Source organism: Azospirillum lipoferum, assembly GCF_024170005.1.
Classification (GTDB): domain Bacteria; phylum Pseudomonadota; class Alphaproteobacteria; order Azospirillales; family Azospirillaceae; genus Azospirillum; species Azospirillum lipoferum.
Window position 1 is genome coordinate 107,565 of sequence record NZ_JALJXJ010000006.1, and the last position, 21,300, is coordinate 128,864.

Genomic DNA, 21,300 nt, shown 5'->3' on the forward strand with positions numbered 1-21,300 from the left:
ATATTTCGAGAATTTGACGCCGCCCGGCTGCGACTACTATCGTGGACACTATAGGGGTGAGAAATTTCCTTGCCTTGAAGGATGCGAAGTAGGAATTTCTTCAGATCCTCGTGTCGGGCACAAGGCATACTCTGTGCCTGAGAAGATGAAGATTTTTGCAAAGGATATGGATGAAGCTGTCCAAAGTGTTGATGTCGCGTGGGCTGCTAACAATCAGGTTTTCAGTAAAGCTGAGAAGCTGTATCGATCTGTTCGAACAGTTGCAGCGTTATTCGTTTATTTTCTTGAAGTCCACCCCTATGCCAATGGCAACGGGCATATGGCTCGTTTCATTCTCATCGCACTCTTGCGTCGCTACGGACTTTTCCTATCACGTTGGCCTATCCATCCTCGGCCCGCGGACCCGCCGTACTCAAAGTGCATCGCCCTCTATAGAGATGGGCACCCGATACATTTGGAAAAATTTATCCTAAACTGCATTTAGTTCTTCGACCTTCTGGTCCCTATGTGGTTTGGGCTGGTCAGATTGCTGATGAGCTATGGCTTCGTAGCAGATGGGATAGCCTAAAGCACTGTTTCCTAAAGAATTCAATGTGCGGTCGCACTGTCGAGGACTATTAGGAATCCTATCCTCCGCCCCATCGGGAAACACCGATCTCGATAGTGCTGCCTGCCGGCTGTTCATGTCCGCTCCTGGCACCTTTCGGACGCTATCACGATACAGCACCGCAAGCCAGACACCGAGCCTATGTCAAACCGGTTCTACGGCATCATGGTAGCCTTCAAACCCATCAATCCCACCAACCCGCCCGTGCTTTTATAGAATCCCGCCGTAAAAGGAAAATTTTCCTGTAATCTCCCCCACAAGCCCTCTCACTTGTGGAGTTCCGCCATGCTCCTCGACAGCCGCAGCTTCATCAACGACCAGTTCCCCCGCTGGGCGGAGGAGCCGCCGACCCCGTCCGAAGGCTCGTTGGTCCCCGGTTCGCAGTTCCATGAGGAACAATGGATCATGGCCGCCGGCATGCTGGCCCGCGGCAACAGCTTCCTCCAGGTCTCCCGCGCCATGGGGTGCAGCCGCACCACGCTGTGGCGGGCCTATTACGGCTCCCAGGATTTTCGTCACAGGGTCTGGTGGGAGAGGCAGGCGCTGAACCGCGAGGCCGAGCTGCGCCTGTCCTCGCTGCGCATCCTGGTGGCCGAGCAGATCGAGCGGCTGGTCACCTCCGGTGATCCCGCCACCGTGCGCTGGCTGGCCGAGCGGCTCGGCCTGTTCGCCGGCCTCGACATGCCCACCGCCAAGCGGAACGCCGCCCAGCCCGACCGGCAGCGCGACGATCCGCCGGCCGCCGGACCCGCCCCGAAACCGGAGGACCCGCCCGCCGTCACCGTCCCCGAACTGGACGACGACGACATCCCCGGCGCCATTCGCGAACGCAGGATGCCCAACCCCGCCATGGTCGCCGCCGTCCTGGCCGAGCCGGAGGCGGAGGGACCGAAGGGCGTCTTCCCCTATACCGTCAACCAGTACGAGGAATACCCCAACCTCAATCCCGGCCCGGTTCCCCGCCGCGCCGCCGGTGCCTTCTCCTGGCGCCGGTAGATGGAACATGCGCCGGATTCTGTTCCACGCCGTTCCATCCGCCGCTCCGCCACACGGTCGAGCCCCGATGCCACCATCCTGATCGCAGGGCGGGCGCCTTCAGAACCGCAGCCCGCCCCCAACGTCCATCTCGCCCCCCAGCAGCCCCATCGTCGCCAGCGCCATCACCTGCGCCGCCTTTACCATGTCGTCGATGCCGACCCACTCGTCGGGCTGGTGGGCGAGGTCGAGGATGCCGGGGCCGTAGGCGATGCAGTCCTTCAACTGGCCGACCCGCACCACATGCTTCTGGTCATAGGTGCCGGGGGAGACCACATGCTGCGCCGGGCGGCCCAGCACCGTCTCGATGGCGGCGGCGACCGCCCGCACCACGGGGGCGTCGGCGTCGGTCATCGTCGGCAGGAAGGCCAGCACCTCGCGCAGCTCGTAGTCGAAGCCGGGGCGGCTGCGGCGCAGATCCTCCAGGATGGCGACGATCTCGCCGCGCACCGCCTCGGGGTCCTCCTCGATCAGATAGCGGCGGTCGATCACCATGCGGCAGCGGTCGGGCACCATCGGGCTGGGCAGCCCGTCATGGTCCTCGCGCTGGCCGCCATGGATGGCGTTGATGTTGATGGTGGACTGGCGGGCACCCTCCGGCACCACCGGCATCTCGGTGCGCTTGGCGGCGAGGCGGGGGATCAGTTCCGTCTCGATCCGGTGCAGCACCGCGCCCATGTGGCGCACCGCGCAGTTGCCGAGGAAGGGCATCGAGCCGTGGGCGACGCGGCCCCTGGTCTCGATCTCCGCCCACCAGACGCCGCGGTGGCCGATGCAGACGCGGTCGACGTTCAGCGGCTCCGGAATGATGACGTGGTCGACCCTGGGCCGCGAGAAATAGCCGAGCTTCGCCAGATGCCCGACGCCGCCATAGCCGCCGGACTCCTCGTCCACCGTGCCGGAGATCTCCAGGGCGCCGGCCGTCAGCAGCCCTTCCTCCAGCAGCGATTCCACCGCGATGATCGAGGCGGCGATGCCGCCCTTCATGTCGCAGGCGCCGCGGCCATAGACCCGGCCGTCCTTCACCACCCCGCCGAAGGGATCGACGGTCCAGCCCTGGCCGGCCGGCACCACGTCGATATGGCCGTTGAAATGGACGCAGGGTCCCGGCCGCGGCGCCTCGATGCGGGCGACGATGTTGGTGCGCGGATAGCGGTCGCTGTCGCCGGCCGCCCCCTCCGCCCGCACATACTCCACGGCGAATCCGCGCGCCGCCAGCCGCCGGCCGATCAGCTCGGCGCAGTCGGTGTAGACGTCGCCGGGCGGGTTGACGGTGGGGATGCGGATCAGATCCTGCGTCAGCGCGACCAGATCGTCGCGCCGCTGGTCGATCCGGCCGAAAAGCCGGCGGAACAGTTGGGTGGTTGCGGCGTCGGTGTCGGAACGCATGGCCTCTCCCGCGGCAAGGATCCCGCCAGTGTCGCCGCAAGCGGATGCTCCGTCCACCCCGCCTTTCGGGAAGCGGGCCTGTTGGCAGTCTGGTGCAACGCACTTTCCCGGACCGGCCGGCGCCGCTACAGTCGCGGCGCCCTTCAGCGGAGAAGTTTCCCATGACCGTCACGCATCCCATCGGGCTGAGCGCCCCGACCCTGGCCGACCCGGTGATCGCCGAGGTTGCGGCCCGCTTCGTCGCCGCCCGCCGCAGCGCGACCGGCCTTGCCGATTTCCCCGGCCCGCTGCCGGCCGACCTCGCCACCGCCTACGCCATCCAGGCGACGGCGACCGCCGCCTGGCCCGACGAGGTCGCCGGCTGGAAGGTGGCGCGGGTGCCGCCGGCGCTGGAGGAGGCGCTGGGCGCCATGCGCTACATCGGCCCGATCTTCGCCGGCACGGTGAAGACCGCCGACGGCGGTCCCCTGAGCTTCCCGGTCATTCCCGGCGGCTTCGGCGCGGTGGAGGCGGAGTTCGCGGTGCGCATCGCCGCCGACGCCCCCGCCGACAAGCTGGACTACAGCCCGGCGGAGGCCGCCGCCTTCATCGCCGCCGTCCATGCCGTCATCGAGGTGGCGGGCGGACCGCTGGCCCCGGTCAACACGCTCGGTCCGACCGCCTCGACCTCCGTCTTCGGCAACAACAACGGCCTGATCGTCGGCGAGGAGATCGTCGGCGGCGTCGAGGCGGCCGACGCGCTCAGGGCCGAGGTGCTGATCGACGGGCAGAGCGTCGGCGTCGGCAGCAGCGCCAAGCTGCCGGGCGGCATCGCCGCCGCGGTCGCGGTGGCGCTGGGCATGGCGGCGCGGCTGGGCCGGCCGCTGAAGGCCGGGCAATGGGTGTCGACCGGCGCCCTGACCGGCGTGCACGCCATCGCCATCGGCCAGCAGGCGCGGATCGCCTTCACCGGCCTGGAACCGATGTCCGGCACCGCCGTTGCGGCCGGGCCGGTCACCTGACCATGGCTGGTGCAACCCGGGGTGCCGCTTTGTCCCAGTCCCGCCTGTCTTCCGAAGCACCCGAGGTTACGGCACCGCGCCTGCTGCCGCCGGTCCAGATGCTGGCGGGGCTCGGCCTTGCGGTGGCTGGGGTGGTCGCCTTCTCGTTCCGGCCGGTCATCATCAAGCTGGCCTACCGCTACAATGTCGATCCCGTCACCCTGATCATGCTGCGCATGGTCTTCGCACTGCCCTTCTTCCTGGGCATGGCGCTTTGGGCAGGGGCCAAAAAGGGAGAGCGTGCGCCGATCGCCGGGCGCGACCTCGCCCTGACCGTGGCGCTGGGCGTCACCGGCTATTATGCCGCGAGCTTCTGCGATTTCCTGGGCTTGCGCTATGTCTCGGCCGGGATGGGGCGGCTGCTGCTGTTCCTCTACCCGACCATCGTCGTGGTGTTGTCCGCGTTGTTCCTCGGCAAGCGGATCGGCCTGCGCGAGGTGGTGGCGCTGGTCGTCTCCTACGCCGGTGTCGCCCTGGTGGTGTGGTCGGAGATCGGGACCGGCCATCCCGACTTCATGACCGGGGCGGCGCTGGTCTTCATGGGCGCCTTCCTCTATTCGATCTATCTGGTCGGCAGCAGCCGGGTGGTGCAGCGGATCGGCTCCATGCGCTTCACCGCCTATGCGATGACGGCGGCCTGCCTGTGCTGCATCCTGCAATTCCTGCTGCTGCGCCCGCTGTCGGCGCTGGATTTGCCGCTGCCGGTCTATGGGCTGTCGGCGGTGATGGCGGTGGTCTGCACCGTGCTGCCGGTGCTGATGACGGCGGAGGCCTTGCGCCGGGTCGGCCCCAATCTGGTGGCGCTGTGCGGCGCCATCGGCCCGGTCGCCGCCGCCGTCTTCGGCTATCTGGTGCTGGCGGAGCCGATGGGCTGGCTGCAACTGGCCGGCGCCGCCCTGACGGTCGCCGGCGTCATGATCATCAGCCTTTGGAAGACCGCCTGAGTTTTCCCCCTGAGTTTTCCCCCTGAGTTTTTCCCCTGAGTTTTTCTGCGGAATAACCGGCCGCCCGCCGTCGTCTCATCTTCCAACACAACGAAAAGGATATCCGAGATGACGAACTACGCGAGCACACCGGCAAGCTACGGTGCCGCCACCGCCGGTCAGGATGCGCTGCTGCTGGCGGCCCGAATCCTGCTGGGCGCCATCTTCGTGCAGAGCGGCTTCGGCAAGCTGATGGCGCTCGGCGGCTTCATCGCCGGGATGGAGAGCCAGGGCGTGCCGATGGCCACGATCGTCGCCCCCATCGGCGCGCTGGTCGAGGCGTTCGGCGGGCTTGCCATCGTGCTGGGCGCCTGGACCCGGCTGGCGGCGCTGCTGGTCGCCGCCTTCACCGTCGCCGCGACCGTGATCGCCCACCGCTATTGGGATGCCGCGCCCGACGCCATGAAGATGCAGCAGATCCAGTTCATGAAGAATCTCGCCATCATCGGCGGCTTCCTCTCGCTGGTCGCATCGGGCGGCGGGCGCTTCAGCGTCGACGGCTGGCTGTCCCGCCGCTGAAGCGGGCTACGAATCGTATGCCATCAGCGAGAGGCTGGGCACGTCGATCCGGTTACGGCCATTCAGGAAGGTCAACTCCACCAGGAAGGCGGCGGCGCGGACGTCGGCGCCGACCTGGCGCAGCAGGTTGATGGCGGCGGCCATGGTGCCGCCGGTGGCGAGCAGGTCGTCCAGCACCACCACGCGCTGGCCGGGCTTCACCGCGTCGGCCTGCACCTCGATGGTGTCGGTGCCGTATTCCAGGTCGTAGGAATGGGCGATCTTGTCGCCCGGCAGCTTGCCGTGCTTGCGCACCATGATGAAGCCGATGCCCAGCGCCAGCGCCAGCGGTGCGGCGACGAGGAAACCGCGCGACTCGATCCCGACCAGCAGGTCCGGCTTGTGCGGGCGCACCGCCTCGGCCAGTTCGTCGATGGCGGCCTTCCAGGCGGCACCGTTCGCCAGCAGCGGCGAGACGTCGTAGAACAGGATGCCGGGCTTCGGGAAATCGGCGATGCCGCGGATATGGTCTTTCAGGTTCATCGGAGTTCTTGTCCGTAAGGAAACATATGCCGGCATGACCGGCCCAGTCCACCACGCGGCACTCTAGCGGCTGACCACCCCGGCGCAAAGACGGGAGTGGGTATCGGGACGATACGGCTATGAGCCAGATGGGGTTGACCATCCGGCGATGCTCCGCCACGTTCCAGGCGCACCGGCCAGACGTACCGGTGGATGTGGGGATGCGTGCGGCGGAGCCTGTGGCAGCGACTTTAGCGAAGGACGAGGCAGCGGACAGGGCCCGGATCGATGCCGGTCCGGCGGATGGCGCGTGGCGGATCGCCGCCGCCGGGCGCTGGACGCTGCATGCCGTCTCCACCGCGTCGGATGCGATCGACCGCGCACCGCAGCCGGCCGCCGGTGCCGCTGTTCGGCTTGACCTTGCACGGCTGGAGGCGCTCGACACCGTCGGCGCCTATCTGCTGAACCGGCTGGCCGAGCGGCTAGGGGCGGACGGGCATGCCGTGGCGGTGGTCGGGTTGCGGCCGGAGCATGCCGCCCTGTACGACGCCGTGCGCGAGGCCGGCAAGGCGCCGCCCCATCCGATCGAACGCGAGCATCACCCGATTCTCGACATGGTCGTCCGCACCGGCGAGACGACGGTGCATGCGGCAAAGGAGGTCCTCGACCTCGTCGGATTCCTCGGCCTCGTCACCGTCACCTTCGCCCGGCTGATCCTGCGCCCGTCGCGCCTGCGCCTGACCTCCGTCCTGTTCCACATCGAGCAGACCGGGCTGAACGCCCTGCCGATCCTGGGGCTGCTGTCCTTCCTGATCGGCGTGGTTCTGGCCTTCCAGGGGGCGGACCAGCTGAAGCGCTTCGGGGCGGAGCTGTATGTCGTAAACCTGCTGGGCATCTCCGTCCTGCGCGAGATCGGCATCCTGATGACGGCGATCATCGTCGCCGGCCGCTCCGGTTCGGCCTTCACCGCGCAGATCGGCACCATGAAGGTGAACCAGGAGGTCGACGCCATCGGCACCATGGGGCTCGACCCGGTGGAGCTGCTGGTGGTGCCGCGGGCGCTGGCACTGATGATCACGCTGCCGCTGCTGGCCTTCTACGCCGATGTGATGGGGCTGTTCGGCGGGGCGGTGATGGCCTACGCCACGCTGGACATCACCTTCGGGCAATTCATCCGCCAGCTTCACAGCGCCGTCGGCATCAACACCGTGATCGCCGGCCTGATCAAGGCGCCGGTCTTCGCCCTGGTGATCGCCATGGTCGGCTGCTACGAGGGGCTGAAGGTCTCCGGCAGCGCCGAGAGCGTGGGCATCATGACCACCAAGGCGGTGGTGGAGGGCATCTTCCTGGTGATCGTCATCGATGCGGTGTTCTCCGTCCTCTTCTCCATGCTGGGGGTGTGATGGCCGGCGCTCCCGTCATCCGCGTGCGCGGGCTGGTCACCCGCTTCGGCCCGCAGACCGTCCATGACGGCCTCGACCTCGACGTCGAGCGGGGGGAGGTGCTGGGCGTCGTCGGCGGATCCGGCACCGGCAAGTCGGTGCTGCTGAAGGAGATCCTCGGCCTGATCGACCCCGCCGCCGGCCGGATCGAGCTGCTGGGCCACGACACCGCCGAACTCGACCGGGCGGAGCGCACGGCGCTCCAGGCCCGTACCGGTGTGCTGTTCCAGAACGGCGCCCTGTTCAGCTCGATGACGGTGGCGGAGAATGTGATGCTGCCGCTGAAGGAGCACACCGACCTGCCTCCGCCGCTGATCGCCGAGGTGGCGCGGGTGAAGATCGCCATGGCCGGGCTGCCGCCCGATGCCGGCACCAAGCACCCGGCCCAGCTGTCCGGCGGCATGATCAAGCGCGCCGGTCTGGCCCGCGCGCTTGCGCTCGACCCCGACATCCTGTTCCTGGACGAACCGACCGCCGGCCTCGACCCCATCGGCGCCGCCGCCTTCGACACGCTGATCCAGGGGTTGCAGCGCAGCCTGGGGCTGACCGTCTTCATGGTCACCCATGACCTGGACAGCCTGACCTCCATCTGCGACCGCATCGCCGTGCTGGTCGACAAGAAAATCCGGGTGGGCACCCTGGCCCAGCATCTGGCCGACCCGCACCCCTGGATCCACGACTATTTCCACGGACCGCGCGGTCGTGCGGCCCTCGACGCCAGAGAGCGCAATCAAGCTCTGACGCTTGAAAACGAAGACGCTCCGCGTCTTGCGAAAGGGTAGGGGCAGTTCATGGAAACCCGCGCCAGCTATATCCTGGTAGGCAGCTTCGTGCTGGCTCTGGTCGCCGGCCTGCTGGTCTTCACCGCCTGGATCGCCAAGGTCCAGCTGGACGAAACGCGCGAGACCTACCGCATCTATTTCAGCGGCTCCGTCACCGGTCTGCAGCAGGGAAGCCCGGTGCGCTACCGCGGCGTGCCGGTGGGAACCGTGTCGGACATCCGGCTCGACCCCGACAACGTGACGCGGGTGCGGGTGACGATCACGGTGCAGAACGGCACGCCGATCATGTCCGATTCCATCGCCTCGCTGGAATTGCAGGGCATCACCGGCGGCGCCTATGTCCAGATTTCCGGCGGGACGGTGGGGGGCAAGCATCTGACCGCCACCGATGCCGATGGGGTGCCGACCATCCCGTCGCGGCCCAGTTCGCTGACCGCTGTGGTGGACAGCGCGCCGCAACTGGTCAACCGAGCGCTGGAGGTCATCACCAAGCTGGGCGAGATGCTGAACGGCGACAACCAGAAGGCCATCGGCGACATCCTGGCCAACGCCCGCACCATCAGTGCCGAGCTTGCCCGCGCCAGCGCCGGCCTCGAGGACACCATGGCCCAGGCGCGCCGGACCTTGCACGGCTTCGAGACGGTCGGGCCGCAGCTGGACCGCACGCTGGCCCAGGCACACGACACGCTGGCGACGGTGGACGGCACCGCCAGGCAGCTGGGCGGCGAGACGCGCGAACTGATGCGGTCTCTGAAGCGCACGTCGGATACGCTGAACACGCTGGTCGCCGAAAACCGCGAGCCGGTGCGCGACTTTACCGCCACGGGGCTGTATGAATTGACGCTGCTGATCACCCAGCTGCGCGATCTGTCCGGTCAGTTGTCGCGGGTGGTCACGCGGATCGAGAACGACCCGTCGAATTTCCTCTTCGGCGGGACGCGGCAGGGTGTGGAGGTGCGTGGGAAATGAGGCGGGCGATGATAGGCCGGATTCTGGGGGTTGGCCTGCTGCTGGGGCTTGCTGCCTGTTCGACGTTGAACCCGACGGCGCCGCATCTCTACACCCTGACCCCGCGGGCGAGCGTCGCCCCCGGTCCGAAGGCTGACTGGCAATTGCTGGTGGAGACGCCGGCGGCAGCGGCGGGGATCGACACGCCGCGCATCGCGCTGGCCCGCACGCCGACCTCGCTCGACTATTTCGCCGACGTGTCCTGGGCCGACCGGGCGCCGAACATGGTGCAGGGGCTGATCGTCCAGACCTTCGAGGACAGCGGTCGCATCGTCTCGGTCGGCCGCGATACGGTGGGATTGCGCTCCGACTATGTGCTGAAGTCGGAACTGCGCGACTTCCAGGCCGAATACGCCACGCCGGGTGCCGCCATGCCCGACCGGGTGCATGTGCGCCTGTCGGCCAAGCTGGTCGCCATGCCGCGCCGGACCATCGAGGCCGGCGAGACCTTCGAGGCGTCGGCGCCGGTGCGCGGCCGCTCCTTCACCGACGTGGTCGCCGCCTTTGACGAGGCGCTGGGCCGGGTCACCGGCGAACTGGTCAGCTGGTCGCTGTCGCAGCGCTTCCGCCCTTCCGGCAGTTGAACGGCCGGCTGAAGGCCCAAGCGCAGGCGGGACTGCAACCGCAGGTGCGAAAGCTGAAAAGACCTTGCCACGCCCGTATAGCCGCGTACGTAATAGGGATGTTCGCGTAGCGCAGGATCGGGCGATGACGGATTTGTCGGACGTGTCCCGGGAAGAGTTGGAGGCGATGGCCGAGGCGGGACGGGAAGTGCGCCTGTGCCAGCGCGTCCTGGCCAAGACCGGCGACACGGTGGTCGGCGAGCTTCTGCGCGGCCACGGTACGCTTTACGAGTGGAAGCACTATCCGCCGGGCGACGTCTACGACGCCGAATTCCATGCCCAGTATTACTATCACTGCCACCCCGAAGGCGAACGGCCGCAGGGGGAGCATGGGCATTTCCATACTTTCCTCCGCCCGCACGGCATGCCGCCGGGCCTGCGTCCGGCCCCGCTGGCCGATTTCGTGACGCCGGACAACGACAACGACGCGCTGTCCCACCTGATCGGCATCGCCATGGACGTGGCGGGCCAGCCGGTGCGGCTGTTCACCACCAACCGCTGGGTGACGGGGGAGACCTGGTACAAGGCCGACGATGTGATCGCCATGCTCGACGCTTTCGAGGTCGACCATGCCCGGCCGTCCTGGCCGGCCAACCGCTGGATCACCGCGATGATGCGGCTGTTCCGACCGACCATCGTCGCCCTGCTGCACGAACGCGACGCCGCCATCCAGCGCTGGGCCGACGGCCATCCCGAGGCCTATGTCTACGAGGATCGCGGGCTGGAGGTCGCGTCGCAGCGCCACATCTCGGTCGAGCAGCAGATCGCCGAAGTGGCGCTGCAACTGCGCGGAACACGCCGCCGCCGCTCCATCCTGCCGGAGCCGCCGAGCTTCGTCGAAATGCCGTGAGTTGCTCCTCCTGTGGGCTTATGACCGCGGGGCGTTAAGGAAGGTTCAATCGTTTCGGAAGATCCTTGATCTCGTGGACAAGTCTCCGCCCACATCCGCGCGGGTTTTGCGTTCCGCGATCCCTATGGAGACGGACCAGGGCAGGAAGGGTCCGGGACCCATGAGTGACGGTTTCAAATCGGGTCATCTGACCCAGCAGGACGTGGCCCGGCTTCTGGCCGACCCGTCGCCGAACAGCCGGACCGATCTGGCCGCCAAGCTGGCTCAGCAGTTCGACAGCCCCGAGCTGTCGCAGTCGGAGCGCAAGCTGGCGGAGGACATCATTCGCGTCATGGTCAATGACACGGTCCTGCGTGTCCGCCAGACCCTGGCGGAGAATCTGAAATCCAGCCCCTCCCTGCCGCGGGACGTCGCCATAACCCTGGCCCGCGATGTGGAGGCGGTGGCGATCCCGGTGCTGAGCGTCTCCACCGTGCTGACCCCGGCCGATCTGGTCGAGATCGTCCGGTCGGGTGCCGATGCCAAGAGCACTGCCATCGCCCAGCGGCCGAACGTGCCGGCCGTGGTCGCCGACGCGCTGATCGAAAGCGGATCCGAACGCGCGGTCGCGGCGCTGGTCGCCAACGAGGGGGCGGAACTCGGCGAGCAGAGCCTGGGCCGCGTCATCGACCGCTTCGGTGGTAGCGAGGCGGTGCAGGATCCGCTGGTCCATCGCTCCAAGCTGCCGATCACCATCGCCGAACGGCTGGTCGCCGTGGTGTCGGAACGGCTGCGCCAGCATCTGGTGTCGCACCATGAACTGCCGTCGAAGGTCGCGTCGGAGCTGATTCTGCAAAGCCGAGAACGGGCGACCGTCGCCCTGTTCACCGGCGAAAGCGACGAAGGGGCGCTGGACCGGCTGGTGAGCCAGCTTGCCCGCACCGGCCGCCTGACGCCGTCGCTGCTGGTCCGCTCGCTGTGCACCGGTGACATCGCCTTTTTCGAGACGGCGATGTCGCGCATGGCGAACGTGCCCCTGACCAACGCCCGGCTGCTGATCCACGATGCCGGGCGGTTGGGGCTGAAATCGCTGTATGACAAGGCGAAGCTGCCGCCGGCCCTGCTGCCGGCCTGCCGCATCGCCATCGACGTGTTGAAGGAGACCCCCTATGATGGTGAGCCGGGCGACCGCGAGCGCCATCGCCGCCGCGTCATCGAGCGAATCCTGACCCAGTACGAGGATCTGGCACCGGAGGATCTGGAGTTCCTGCTGGCGAAGCTGGGCGACATCATGCAGCCGGAAAACGCCGCGGCGTGACCGACCCGACCTTCCTCTCCGGCCCGACCCGGTTACAGAAGCCGACGCCGGGCGTCGGTCCGGCCGACACCATCGGCCGGCTGGAACGCCGCATCGCCGAGCTGGAAGCCGCCCTGCGGCAGAGCGAGGCGCGGGCCGGCGAGGCACGCTTCCGTTCCCTGCTGCGGACGGCGGCGAGCATCATCCTGGTGCTGGGCGACGATGGCCGCATCCTGGAGGCCAACCGCGACGCCGAGCGAGCTTTCGGGCTGGATCCGGGCAGCGTCATCGGTCGTCTCTGGACGGAGGTGATGAGGGAGCAGCAGACCGGCCCCTTCGCCGCCCAGCTGGCAAACGCCGCGGAGGGCACGGAGGTTCGCAACTTCGAGCAGGCCCTGCGCGAGCAGGACGGCATGAGCGAGCGGGTTCTGCTGTGGAACCTGAACCGGTTGCCGCAAGCCGATGGCGCGCCGGCGGGCATCCTGTGCGTCGGCCAGGACATCACCCGGCGCAAGCGCGCGGAACTGGCCCTGCGTCAGGCCCGCGACGAGCTGGAGATGCGGGTGGCCGAGCGCACCCGTGCGCTGATGCAGGAAATCCAGGAACGCCGCCGTGCCGAACAGGCGCTGATCCAGGCGAAGGAGCAGGCCGAGCTGGCCAACCGCGCCAAGAGCGAGTTCCTGGCCAACATGAGCCACGAGCTGCGCACGCCGCTGAACGCGATCATCGGCTTCTCCTCGATGATGGAAAGCGAGATCGTCGGGCCGCTCGGCCATCCCAAATACCTCGACTATGCCAAGGTGATCGGAAAGTCGAGCCAGCATCTGCTGGCGGTCATCAGCGACATCCTGGACGTCGCCAAGATCGAGGCCGGCAAGCTGGAGATGCATCCCCAGCCGATGGACGTGCGCGACGCGGTGGAAAGCTCGCTTCTGCTGATCGCCGAGCGCGCGGAGGAGGGCGGGCTGACCCTGATGCAGGACATTGCCCCCGACACACCCCACCTCCTGGGCGATCCGGTGCGGGTGAAGCAGATCCTGCTGAACCTGCTGACCAACGCGGTGAAGTTCACCCCGGCCGGCGGAAGCGTCGCCCTGCGGGTCCGTCCGGACAGCGGCCGTATCCTGATCGAGGTTGCGGACACCGGGATCGGCATGAGTGCGGAAGGCATCGCCATCGCCCTGCAACCCTTCGGTCAGGTCGACAGCCAACTGTCCCGCCGCTCCGGCGGCACCGGACTGGGCCTGCCGCTGGTGCGGTCCTTCGTGGATCTGCTGAACGGCACGCTGGACATCCGCAGCCGCGAGGGAGAGGGCACGACGGTCAGCGTGCGTCTGCCGGTGGCGCTGCCCTATGATGGGGAATGATGCGGGAAATGATCCGGACATGACATACCGGTGATGCAGGAACCAGCCGTGCAGGACGGCGACCGGCGCAATGCGCCGTTGTCGGTCGCGATGGTGTTCGGGATTTCCGGAATCGATCCGCTGGAATGGGACGCCTGTGCCGCCGGCAAGGGGCCGTTCCTGAGCCATGCCTATCTGAAGGCGGCGGAGGAAAGCGGCTTGGCCGGCCCGGACAATGGCTGGCGTCCCGCCCACATGATCCTGCGGGAAGCCTCGGGCCGGCTGGTCGGCGCGGCTCCCCTCTATCTGCGCGACCGGTCGACCGACGAGTTCTGGCCGGATCAGGCCTGGGTCGACGGCTTCCAGGCCTCGGGCGGGCGTTATTTCCCGAAGCTGGTCATGGAGGTCCCCTACACGCCGGTGACCGGGCCGCGCATCCTGCTGCGCCAGGGAGCGCCGTCCGGTGCTGCCGATGCGCTGATCGGCGCATTGCGGTCTTTGGCCCGCCAGCACGGATTGTCGTCCATCCATGTCGCCTTTCCCGACGAGGAGGACCGTGTCCGGTTCGAAGCCGCGGGATGGCTGACCCGCCACAGCATCGATTACGAGTGGCGGAACCAGGGCTATCGCGACTTCGCCGACTTCACCGCCGCCCTGAGGTGCCATCGGCGCGGCACGCTGCTGTGGGAGCGGCGCAAGGTCAGGGAAAGCGGGGTGCGGATCCGCGACCTGCCGGGCAGCCGGGTGGGAGAGGCCGACGTCATGGCTTTCCTGGATTTGCTGGCCGATCTCCATGCCCGCAAGGGGAGGCGACAGGCGCTGACCATGGATTTCATCCTGCGGCTCTGTGCCGCCTTCGGCGATAGCCTCACGCTGACCTTTGCCGAGGTGGGCAGTGTCGTCATCGGTGCCCTGCTGACCATGGAAGGGGACGGTTGCCTCCATGTCCGCAGCTGGGGGGCGAGGGAGGATGCGCGGCTGGTCCATTTCGAGATCTGCTATCACCGCACCGTGGAGCGGGCGATCGCCCGGGGGCTGGACCGGGTAGATGGCGGACGCGGCGGTCCGCACAAGCTGGCCCGCGGTTTCCTGCCGAAGCTCTGCCATGCCTGCCACTGGTTCTTGCACACCAACATGCGCCGCGCGGTGGCGGAAGGGCTGGAACTGTACAACGCAAGGACTCTCGCAGCCTTTACGCGGGAGCAGGCCCGCTCCCCGTTCCGCCAGCAGGCCGGCCGATAGCCGCTTGCGCGGCGCGGTGCGGCGCGCCACTTTGCCTCTTCGAATAGACGACAGGTGGGGTGGGAGATGACGGTCAGCCGCGACGATCTGAAGACGCGCATCGGGCAGGCGCTGGGCGAGGAGAGGGCCGATCTGGTCATCAAGAACACGCGCTTCCTCAATGTTGTCACCGGCGAGATCGCGGAGGGCGACATCGCCGTCTGCGGCGAGGTCATCGTCGGCACCTACGAGTCCTATGATGGGGTGGAGGAGATCGACGGGCGCGGGCTGACGGTGGTTCCCGGCTTCATCGATACCCATGTCCATTGCGAATCCACCTGCGTCACCCCGCAGGAGTTCGACCGCTGCGTCCTGCCGCGCGGCACCACCACGGCCATCTGCGACCCGCACGAGATCTGCAACGTGCTGGGCGAGCGGGGCCTTCGCTATTTCCTCGACAGTGCCGGGGGCACGGCGCTCGACCTGTTCGTGCAGCTGTCCTCCTGCGTGCCGGCGACCGAGCTGGAGACCTCCGGTGCCCGGCTGGAGGCGCCGGACCTGATCCGCCACATGGACCATCCGCGCGTGCTCGGGCTGGCGGAGTTCATGAACTTCCCCGGCGTCTTCCACAAGGTGGACGGAGTGCTGGACAAGCTGGCCGCCTTCGACGGGCGCCATATCGACGGCCATGCTCCGCTGGTGACGGGCAAGGAGCTGAACGCCTATCTGTCCTGCGGCATCCGCAACTGCCACGAGACGACCAGTGCGGATGAGGCGATGGAGAAGCTGCGCAAGGGCATGCAGGTGCTGATCCGCGACGGGTCGGTGTCGAAGGACGTCCATGCCCTGGCCGAGGTCATCAGGCCGGAGACCTCGCCTTTCCTCGGCTTCTGCACCGACGACCGCAACCCGCTGGACATCGCGGAGGAGGGGCATATGGATCACCTGATCCGCAGCGCCATCCGACTGGGTGCGCCGGTTGCCCATGTCTATCGTGCCGCCACATGGTCGGCCGCCCGCGGTTTCCGCCTGTATGACCGCGGACTGGTGGCGCCGGGGCACCGCGCCGACCTCGTCCTGCTCGACGATCTGGAGGACTGTGCGGTCAACCGGGTCATCCGCAACGGCAAGGTCGTCGGCCCGCACAGTTTCGACGGCCGGCCGGCGGTGACGCCGGTGGGGCTCGATTCGGTGAAGCTGGATCCGGTGGCGGAGGAGGATTTCGCCGTGCCGGCCGGCGGATCGGTCCAGTCGGTGATCGGGCTGGAACCGGGCAAAATCCTGACCGAACACCGACGGATCGAGGTGCCGGTGGTGGGCGGCCGGATGGTCGCCGATCCGTCGCGCGACCTGCTGAAGATCTGCGTCTTCGCCCGCCATGGCAGCAACAGGAACATCGGCCGCGGCTTCGTCCAGGGCTTCAGCCTGACGGAGGGGGCGCTGGCCTCGTCGGTCGGCCATGACAGCCACAACATCTGCGTGGTGGGGGCCAGCGACGCCGACATGCGCGTCGCGGTGAACCGTCTCATCGAGTTGCAGGGCGGCTTCGTCGCCGTGCGCAACGGACAGGTGGTCGGCGAACTGGCACTGCCGCTGGCCGGCCTGATGAGCCTGGAGCCGTTCGAGACGGTGGAGGTGAAGCTGCGCTCCCTGCGCGCCGCGGTCCGCGCCATGGGCTGCCCGCTGGCCGAGCCGTTCCTGCAACTGGCCTTCCTGCCCCTGCCGGTCATTCCCCACCTGAAGATCACCGACCGTGGCATGGTCGATGTCGACCGCTTCGAACTGATTGCCGCCTGATCGGGCGGACTGCCTGTAAAAACGGCAGAGGGCTGGAGATTGGGCGGGCCATAACGCGGCCTGTCCAGCGCATAAGCGTGGAAATGACGCAGTTGGACCACTGGCACGAGCTTTGCCACGACGACACATTATCCGTTGTCCGTCATCGAGCGAGCCCGACCCGCCATGACCCATCTGGCCCCGATGATCCACCAGTCGCACAGCCTGCTGCCGGTCCGGCCGCCGGAAACCGTGTCGATGCGGACACGGGACGGCGTGCGGCTGGATGCCGACCTCTACCGGCCTGACGCCGCCGGGACATGGCCGGTCCTGCTGCTGCGCGTTCCCTGCGGCCGGCGCACCGCCCTGACCAGCCATTACGCCCATCCGCGCTGGTATGCGGCGCGCGGCTATGTCGTGGTGGTGCAGGATGTGCGCGGCTGCGGCACCTCCGACGGCCGGTTCCGCCCCTTCGAGGCGGAGCGGGAGGACGGAGCCGACGCCGTGGCCTGGGCGGCCTCCCTGCCGGGATCGTCGGGGGCGGTGGCGATGTATGGCTGCGGCTATGCCGGCATGGCGCAGTGGCTGGCTCTGGCCGAGGCGCCGGCGGCCCTGCGCGCGGTGGCGCCGGCCTTCGCCGGCTGGGACGTCTTCTCCGACTGGGCTTATGAGGGCGGGGCTTTCCGGCTGGCCGACGCCATGGGCTGGGCCTTGCGCACCGCGGCCGATACGGCGCGGCGGGTCGAGGACGGAACCGGTCACCGGGTGCTGTCGGACGCGGCGCGCAGCCTGCCGATCGACGACGAGATTCCATCGCGGCCGCAGGCCCTGCGCGATTATGCCCGCTACACCCATTACGACGACTGGCTGACCAACCCGGTGCCCGGTCCGGCCTGGGCTGTGCTGTCGCCCAAGGCGATGCAGGATGCCATGCCGGCCGACGTGGCGGTCCTGCAGATCGGCGGCTGGTATGACCCGCGGTTGGCCGGCATGCTGGATGCCCATGACCACGTCAAGGCACGGGGACGGGCGCCGGTGCGGCTGGTGGTCGGTCCCTGGGGGGCCGATGGTCCGGCGGCAGCCCCGGGGCAGGCGCCGACGCTCGACACGCTGCAACTGGCGTGGTTCGACCGCGTGCTGAAGGGGGACGGGGGCGACCGTGGCGGCCCGGTTCGCCTGCATGACGTGGAGACCGGACGCTGGCACGACCTTCCCGACCTTCCCGCGGCCGAGGCGGTCCTGCATCTGTCCAGCGACGGCCTCGCCAACCGGCAGGGCGGGCGGCTGGAACTGGAGATGCCGGAAATGGAGGCACTCGACGTGGTCGTCCACGATCCGCGCACGCCGGTGCCGACGGTCGGTGGCCATGCGGTGCCGGATGCCGCCGGGCGAATCGACCGCGCCGCCGTCGACCGTCGGCCGGACGTCGCCACCTACACCAGCCTGCCGCTGGACGAGCCGCTGATGCTGGCCGGGCGGGTGGCGCTGGAGGTGTGGGTGGAGGCCGATGCCCCGTCCTTCGACGTCAGCGCCGTGCTGTCGGTGCTGCGGCCCGACGGGCAGGTACTGCCGCTGACCCAGGGCCATGCGCGGGTGGAGCCGGGCGACCCGACCCGGCCGCTGACTGTCGCGATGCGGGCCACCTGCGCCACGCTGGCACCGGGATCGGCGCTGCGCCTCAGCCTCGCCGGGTCCTGCTTCCCGGCCTATCCGGTCAATCCCGGCACCGGGGCGGAACCGGGGGAGACCCGCCGGGTCGATGCGCTGCCGATCACGCTGCTGATCCACAGTGGTCCCGACCGGCCGTCACGCCTGCGCCTGCCTGCCGGAGCGTCTGCTTTGACTTGAGGAGCGTTTTCGAAACCCGCTGGCGCTGCGTCTTTGTCCCGTTCACTGCCTGCGGCAGATCACCTCGGTCGGGAGGATGCGCTGCTCCTCCAGGTTCCTGACCTGATTGCGCGCCATCTCGCGAAACTCCGGGCCCATGAGGAGATGAAAGCCGAGCGGTGGCGGACCATCGCGCTCGATCCGCTCGCGCAGGGACTGGAACCATGCGCGGCCTTCCGCGCTGGTGTCGCGCCAACCGATGATCTCGAACCCGCTTCCACTCAGCAGATCGCGGAGGTCCTCCGGTTCGGCGAGAAAACTGGTGGCCGGATCGCGCGCCCAAGGCACAGGGAAGTGAACCGGGCCGCCCGGTCCCTGGAGCAGATCGTAAAGACCGAACAGGCCACCCGGTTTGAGGACGCGCGCGATCTCGGTGTAGAGCCGCCGCTTGTCGGAGATGTTCATTGCCACATGCTGGGTGTAGACCCGGTCGAAGCTGGCATCGGGCAAGGGTATGTCCAGGGCGGAGCCATGCAGATACTTGACGGTGCCATCGAGTCCGACCCGGCCCGCCAGGATGCTTGCGGTGCGGCAATACTCTTCAGTCAGGTCCAGCCCGACGATCCGGCAGCGGTAGAGATCCGCGAGGTGACGGGAGGGACCGCCGAGCCCGCTGCCGACATCCAGAACCGTGGTGTCCTGGTCCAGAAGGAGAGCCTGGCCGAGTTCGGCGGTGGCCTCGCGCCCACGGATGTGAAACTCGTCGATCGACGCGAGGTCATCGGGACGTAGGCGGGTAATGTCTTTTCCAGCACGTTCCAGGGCGGCGAGGATCTCCGCAGCCAAGTCCCGGCGTCCATAATGCTCGGCCACCTGTTGCTCGACAGACATGCCGCCCTCCCCTGCTGTGGATCCCCGGCTCCACCGGGCACGCCGATGATCACCGATGGCGGGCTTGCAGCCTGGATGTTTTCAATGGTTGGCCGCAACGGACATTTCGGCGAACGCGTCTTAAGTCGCCTTAAGTCGCGATGTCCCCTTCCGTGACCTCTCCGTCCTGGCCGGCGGCCTCCAGGCAGAAATCGAGGCTCTGGGACAGGAAGCGCAGCATCAGGTCGCGGAAGGGCGTTTTGTCGCCGACCGACCATGCCCGTTCGACGAGGTCCAGATACAGGCTGCGGTCGTCGGCGGCGATCACCACCGGTGGATAGCCGGCGCGGTTCAGGATCAGGTTGCACAGCAGCAGCGCCGTCGCCCGGTTGCCGGCATGGAAGGGGCGGATCGCGCTCAGCCGGTGATGCGCCTCGAAGGCGGTGTCGGGACCGGCGTCCGACTTGCGCATCCAGGTCGACAGCGCCGACATCGACACGCGCAGCTTGGCCGGGTCGGGTGCGGTTTCCGTCGGGTCGTCCTTCGGCGGGCCGTTGCGGTATTTGCCGGCGTCATCCTCGATCCCGCGATAGAGCACATTGTGGAAGGCGGTGACGGTGCGTTCGGTGACGGCACCCGACGGATCGAAGGACAGCCGGGCCATCAGTTCCAGCGCCGCGCGGTGGTTCAGGACGAAGCGCTGCTCCTCCACCGCGCGATGGCGCAGGATGCTGCCGCGCTCCAGGATCGTCTTCACGTCGGCGGGCTTGAGCGGATAATCCTCCAGCACCGCGGCAGCGACGGTCAAATCCAGCTCGAACCGGTCGGCGATGCCGTGGACGACCTCCTGGGGCAGAGGGCGTGCGGCGTCCAGCGCCCGTTTCTTCTCCGCGATCTCGTCGAGCAGGGCCATCGGTCACTCTGTCGCTTGGCAGGGAAGGGCGTGGCGCATTGTGCATCCTGCCGCCCCCTGCGGGGATTTGCCGCTTGGACTGGCACGGTTGCCGGTTTTAGGATCCCTGTCAAGATGTCCACAACCCAGCCATGGCCGGCCGCAACCGCTTGATTCCGCGGGATGCCCCTGCCGTCGCGGGACGCGAGGGGGAGATCGCTGCGATGAGCTACGTCGTCTGGGATGAATCCATGAGCGTCGGCGTGCCCGTGCTCGACGACGAGCATCGGCGACTGCTCGACCTGTTCAACGGCCTGCTGGAAAGCGGCATCACCCCCGCCAACCGGGACGAGCTGTCCAGCCTTCTCGCCAGCCTCCGCGACTATGTCGCCGTCCATTTCGCGCGCGAAGAGGCAATGATGGAGCGTTGCGGCTATCCCGATCTGGACGGCCATCTCGCCGCCCACCGCTATTTCGCCGACGAGGTGGAAAAGCTCGCCCGCGACTTCGAGGGCGACAACCCGACCATGCTGCGCATGGACCTGATCCTGCTGCTGAAGGACTGGTTCGTGGAACACATCCAGCAGACCGACAGCCTGTACAAGCCCTATGTGGGAGTGGCGTAAGGCTTCCCTTGCTGTGGCCGTTCGGTCGAGTGACGCATTGTTAAATAAAGTCAGTGGCCGGCCCTCCGAAATGGGCGAAGCTGGCGGTCACCTTTGAGAGATGCTGTCCGAGCGACGTGCTGGTGATCGGGCGGCTTAATCGGCTGGCGGGAAATACCAGATAGTCGCTATATCTATTGGAGGCAGGTCGCGGAATGTGGAAGTGCGATTTCCGGCTGCGGCAAACCCGCCATTACCATTGCTATGAAAGAAGTATAAATGAAGATCTGCTCTATAAAAACAGTATTTGGGGTTTCCTTGGCTCTGTCCTTATGTGGTTGCGCTGCGGAAATACAGCAAATGCCAATCTTGGTAGGGCAAAAAGATGGGCGGGCACTATTTTCTTTTCGCGGCTTTACTCCTCTTGGAAAAACAACTTACGAAGACGCTCGTCAAACTGCACAATCGTACCTTCCCTGGCTCTGCAAAGATGGTGAACCATCGTTGGTTGATGTCCAGACATCAGATGCGCTAAAGCCGATGGGTGGCCAACAACTGGGATGGATGGCGACATACACCTGCGGCAAGGCATCTCAATAAGTTGGCGTGAAGTAGGAAGGGGCGAGCACGAGAGCGCTGACATCGGCGCTCCGTGCATCCTCCTCACCGTAGCCCTCTCCCCGGGGGGAGAGGATTACCGAGGCGTGA

Annotated in this window: 21 protein-coding genes; 17 read left to right on the forward strand and 4 right to left on the reverse strand. The window is 67.3% G+C overall.

What is annotated here, in order from left to right; all coding sequences use genetic code 11:
* Positions 1–166: 166 nt before the first annotated feature.
* Both J2848_RS36140 and J2848_RS15070 read left to right on the forward strand, forming a co-directional pair.
* Positions 167–484 carry a Fic family protein gene (locus tag J2848_RS36140; RefSeq protein ID WP_366520485.1) on the forward strand — a complete coding sequence of 106 codons (318 nt, stop codon included), beginning with the start codon at positions 167–169 and terminating at the stop codon, positions 482–484.
* Positions 485–892: 408 nt separating this feature from the next.
* Positions 893–1,603 (forward strand): hypothetical protein, encoded by a 711-nt coding sequence (locus tag J2848_RS15070; protein WP_253568661.1) that lies wholly within the window; start codon positions 893–895, stop codon positions 1,601–1,603.
* 99 nt (positions 1,604–1,702) lie between these two features.
* On the opposite strand, the gene J2848_RS15075 is transcribed toward J2848_RS15070, so the two are convergent.
* Entirely contained in the window at positions 1,703–3,031 is a 1,329-nt protein-coding gene (locus J2848_RS15075) for an acetylornithine deacetylase/succinyl-diaminopimelate desuccinylase family protein (protein WP_149231955.1), read from the reverse strand.
* Positions 3,032–3,192: 161 nt separating this feature from the next.
* Between J2848_RS15075 and J2848_RS15080 the strand changes: the two genes are divergently transcribed.
* The 3 genes from J2848_RS15080 (at position 3,193) to J2848_RS15090 (ending at position 5,573) form a co-directional block, all read left to right on the forward strand.
* Complete coding sequence (locus tag J2848_RS15080) at positions 3,193–4,032, forward strand: 2-keto-4-pentenoate hydratase (protein ID WP_149231954.1); 840 nt, start codon at positions 3,193–3,195, stop codon at positions 4,030–4,032.
* Between the two features lie 2 nt (positions 4,033–4,034).
* Positions 4,035–5,015 carry a DMT family transporter gene (locus J2848_RS15085; RefSeq protein ID WP_246193914.1) on the forward strand — a complete coding sequence of 327 codons (981 nt, stop codon included), beginning with the start codon at positions 4,035–4,037 and terminating at the stop codon, positions 5,013–5,015.
* 108 nt (positions 5,016–5,123) lie between these two features.
* Positions 5,124–5,573 carry a DoxX family protein gene (locus tag J2848_RS15090; RefSeq protein WP_149231953.1) on the forward strand — a complete coding sequence of 150 codons (450 nt, stop codon included), beginning with the start codon at positions 5,124–5,126 and terminating at the stop codon, positions 5,571–5,573.
* A gap of 6 nt (positions 5,574–5,579) precedes the next feature.
* Here the strand turns inward: J2848_RS15090 and J2848_RS15095 are convergent, their stop codons facing one another.
* Positions 5,580–6,095 carry an adenine phosphoribosyltransferase gene (locus J2848_RS15095; protein WP_149231952.1) on the reverse strand — a complete coding sequence of 172 codons (516 nt, stop codon included), beginning with the start codon at positions 6,093–6,095 and terminating at the stop codon, positions 5,580–5,582.
* A 218-nt stretch (positions 6,096–6,313) separates the two neighbouring features.
* Here J2848_RS15095 and J2848_RS15100 point away from each other — a divergent pair, with 218 nt between their 5' ends.
* From J2848_RS15100 to J2848_RS15145, 10 genes are all read left to right on the forward strand, one after another.
* Positions 6,314–7,477 carry an ABC transporter permease gene (locus tag J2848_RS15100; RefSeq protein ID WP_246193913.1) on the forward strand — a complete coding sequence of 388 codons (1,164 nt, stop codon included), beginning with the start codon at positions 6,314–6,316 and terminating at the stop codon, positions 7,475–7,477.
* Positions 7,477–8,298 carry an ABC transporter ATP-binding protein gene (locus tag J2848_RS15105; RefSeq protein ID WP_149231950.1) on the forward strand — a complete coding sequence of 274 codons (822 nt, stop codon included), beginning with the start codon at positions 7,477–7,479 and terminating at the stop codon, positions 8,296–8,298. The genes J2848_RS15100 and J2848_RS15105 overlap by 1 nt, the downstream gene beginning before the upstream one ends.
* 9 nt (positions 8,299–8,307) lie before the next feature.
* The gene (locus J2848_RS15110; protein WP_149231949.1) at positions 8,308–9,267 is read left to right on the forward strand and encodes an MlaD family protein; all 960 of its coding nucleotides are present in this window, start codon (positions 8,308–8,310) and stop codon (positions 9,265–9,267) included.
* 8 nt (positions 9,268–9,275) lie between these two features.
* Positions 9,276–9,890, forward strand: coding sequence for an ABC-type transport auxiliary lipoprotein family protein (locus J2848_RS15115; protein WP_246193912.1), 615 nt, complete (start codon positions 9,276–9,278; stop codon positions 9,888–9,890).
* Between the two features lie 124 nt (positions 9,891–10,014).
* Positions 10,015–10,779, forward strand: a complete 765-nt coding sequence (locus J2848_RS15120; RefSeq protein ID WP_149231947.1) for a DUF6969 family protein — start codon at positions 10,015–10,017, stop codon at positions 10,777–10,779.
* A 160-nt stretch (positions 10,780–10,939) separates the two neighbouring features.
* A complete protein-coding gene (gene spbR / locus J2848_RS15125; RefSeq protein ID WP_149231946.1) occupies positions 10,940–12,076 on the forward strand; it encodes a SpbR family protein in 1,137 nt (378 codons plus the stop codon).
* The gene (locus tag J2848_RS15130; protein WP_149231945.1) at positions 12,073–13,422 is read left to right on the forward strand and encodes a PAS domain-containing sensor histidine kinase; all 1,350 of its coding nucleotides are present in this window, start codon (positions 12,073–12,075) and stop codon (positions 13,420–13,422) included. The genes spbR and J2848_RS15130 overlap by 4 nt, the downstream gene beginning before the upstream one ends.
* 33 nt (positions 13,423–13,455) lie before the next feature.
* Positions 13,456–14,643 carry a GNAT family N-acetyltransferase gene (locus J2848_RS15135; protein WP_149231944.1) on the forward strand — a complete coding sequence of 396 codons (1,188 nt, stop codon included), beginning with the start codon at positions 13,456–13,458 and terminating at the stop codon, positions 14,641–14,643.
* A gap of 66 nt (positions 14,644–14,709) precedes the next feature.
* Positions 14,710–16,419 (forward strand): adenine deaminase, encoded by a 1,710-nt coding sequence (gene ade, locus J2848_RS15140; protein ID WP_149231943.1) that lies wholly within the window; start codon positions 14,710–14,712, stop codon positions 16,417–16,419.
* A gap of 165 nt (positions 16,420–16,584) precedes the next feature.
* Complete coding sequence (locus J2848_RS15145) at positions 16,585–18,246, forward strand: CocE/NonD family hydrolase (RefSeq protein ID WP_149231942.1); 1,662 nt, start codon at positions 16,585–16,587, stop codon at positions 18,244–18,246.
* Positions 18,247–18,288: 42 nt separating this feature from the next.
* On the opposite strand, the gene J2848_RS15150 is transcribed toward J2848_RS15145, so the two are convergent.
* Positions 18,289–19,116, reverse strand: a complete 828-nt coding sequence (locus J2848_RS15150; protein WP_149231941.1) for a class I SAM-dependent methyltransferase — start codon at positions 19,114–19,116, stop codon at positions 18,289–18,291.
* Positions 19,117–19,246: 130 nt separating this feature from the next.
* A complete protein-coding gene (locus J2848_RS15155; protein ID WP_149231940.1) occupies positions 19,247–20,008 on the reverse strand; it encodes a Fic family protein in 762 nt (253 codons plus the stop codon).
* 203 nt (positions 20,009–20,211) lie between these two features.
* On the opposite strand from J2848_RS15155, the gene J2848_RS15160 reads away from it, so the two are divergent.
* Complete coding sequence (locus J2848_RS15160) at positions 20,212–20,613, forward strand: bacteriohemerythrin (protein ID WP_149231939.1); 402 nt, start codon at positions 20,212–20,214, stop codon at positions 20,611–20,613.
* A gap of 258 nt (positions 20,614–20,871) precedes the next feature.
* Positions 20,872–21,192 carry a hypothetical protein gene (locus J2848_RS15165; RefSeq protein ID WP_149231938.1) on the forward strand — a complete coding sequence of 107 codons (321 nt, stop codon included), beginning with the start codon at positions 20,872–20,874 and terminating at the stop codon, positions 21,190–21,192.
* The last annotated feature ends 108 nt before the right edge of the window (positions 21,193–21,300 follow it).

What these genes read in the sequence shown, in the direction of transcription:
- J2848_RS36140 (WP_366520485.1), top strand. Translation starts at nt 167, where the DNA reads ATGGATGAAGCTGTCCAAAGTGTTGATGTCGCGTGGGCTGCTAACAAT.
- J2848_RS15070 (WP_253568661.1), top strand. Translation starts at nt 893, where the DNA reads ATGCTCCTCGACAGCCGCAGCTTCATCAACGACCAGTTCCCCCGCTGG.
- J2848_RS15075 (WP_149231955.1), bottom strand. Translation starts at nt 3,031, where the DNA reads ATGCGTTCCGACACCGACGCCGCAACCACCCAACTGTTCCGCCGGCTT.
- J2848_RS15080 (WP_149231954.1), top strand. Translation starts at nt 3,193, where the DNA reads ATGACCGTCACGCATCCCATCGGGCTGAGCGCCCCGACCCTGGCCGAC.
- J2848_RS15085 (WP_246193914.1), top strand. Translation starts at nt 4,035, where the DNA reads ATGGCTGGTGCAACCCGGGGTGCCGCTTTGTCCCAGTCCCGCCTGTCT.
- J2848_RS15090 (WP_149231953.1), top strand. Translation starts at nt 5,124, where the DNA reads ATGACGAACTACGCGAGCACACCGGCAAGCTACGGTGCCGCCACCGCC.
- J2848_RS15095 (WP_149231952.1), bottom strand. Translation starts at nt 6,095, where the DNA reads ATGAACCTGAAAGACCATATCCGCGGCATCGCCGATTTCCCGAAGCCC.
- J2848_RS15105 (WP_149231950.1), top strand. Translation starts at nt 7,477, where the DNA reads ATGGCCGGCGCTCCCGTCATCCGCGTGCGCGGGCTGGTCACCCGCTTC.
- J2848_RS15110 (WP_149231949.1), top strand. Translation starts at nt 8,308, where the DNA reads ATGGAAACCCGCGCCAGCTATATCCTGGTAGGCAGCTTCGTGCTGGCT.
- J2848_RS15115 (WP_246193912.1), top strand. Translation starts at nt 9,276, where the DNA reads ATGATAGGCCGGATTCTGGGGGTTGGCCTGCTGCTGGGGCTTGCTGCC.
- J2848_RS15120 (WP_149231947.1), top strand. Translation starts at nt 10,015, where the DNA reads ATGACGGATTTGTCGGACGTGTCCCGGGAAGAGTTGGAGGCGATGGCC.
- spbR (WP_149231946.1), top strand. Translation starts at nt 10,940, where the DNA reads ATGAGTGACGGTTTCAAATCGGGTCATCTGACCCAGCAGGACGTGGCC.
- J2848_RS15135 (WP_149231944.1), top strand. Translation starts at nt 13,456, where the DNA reads ATGCAGGAACCAGCCGTGCAGGACGGCGACCGGCGCAATGCGCCGTTG.
- ade (WP_149231943.1), top strand. Translation starts at nt 14,710, where the DNA reads ATGACGGTCAGCCGCGACGATCTGAAGACGCGCATCGGGCAGGCGCTG.
- J2848_RS15145 (WP_149231942.1), top strand. Translation starts at nt 16,585, where the DNA reads ATGACCCATCTGGCCCCGATGATCCACCAGTCGCACAGCCTGCTGCCG.
- J2848_RS15150 (WP_149231941.1), bottom strand. Translation starts at nt 19,116, where the DNA reads ATGTCTGTCGAGCAACAGGTGGCCGAGCATTATGGACGCCGGGACTTG.
- J2848_RS15155 (WP_149231940.1), bottom strand. Translation starts at nt 20,008, where the DNA reads ATGGCCCTGCTCGACGAGATCGCGGAGAAGAAACGGGCGCTGGACGCC.
- J2848_RS15160 (WP_149231939.1), top strand. Translation starts at nt 20,212, where the DNA reads ATGAGCTACGTCGTCTGGGATGAATCCATGAGCGTCGGCGTGCCCGTG.
- J2848_RS15165 (WP_149231938.1), top strand. Translation starts at nt 20,872, where the DNA reads ATGAAGATCTGCTCTATAAAAACAGTATTTGGGGTTTCCTTGGCTCTG.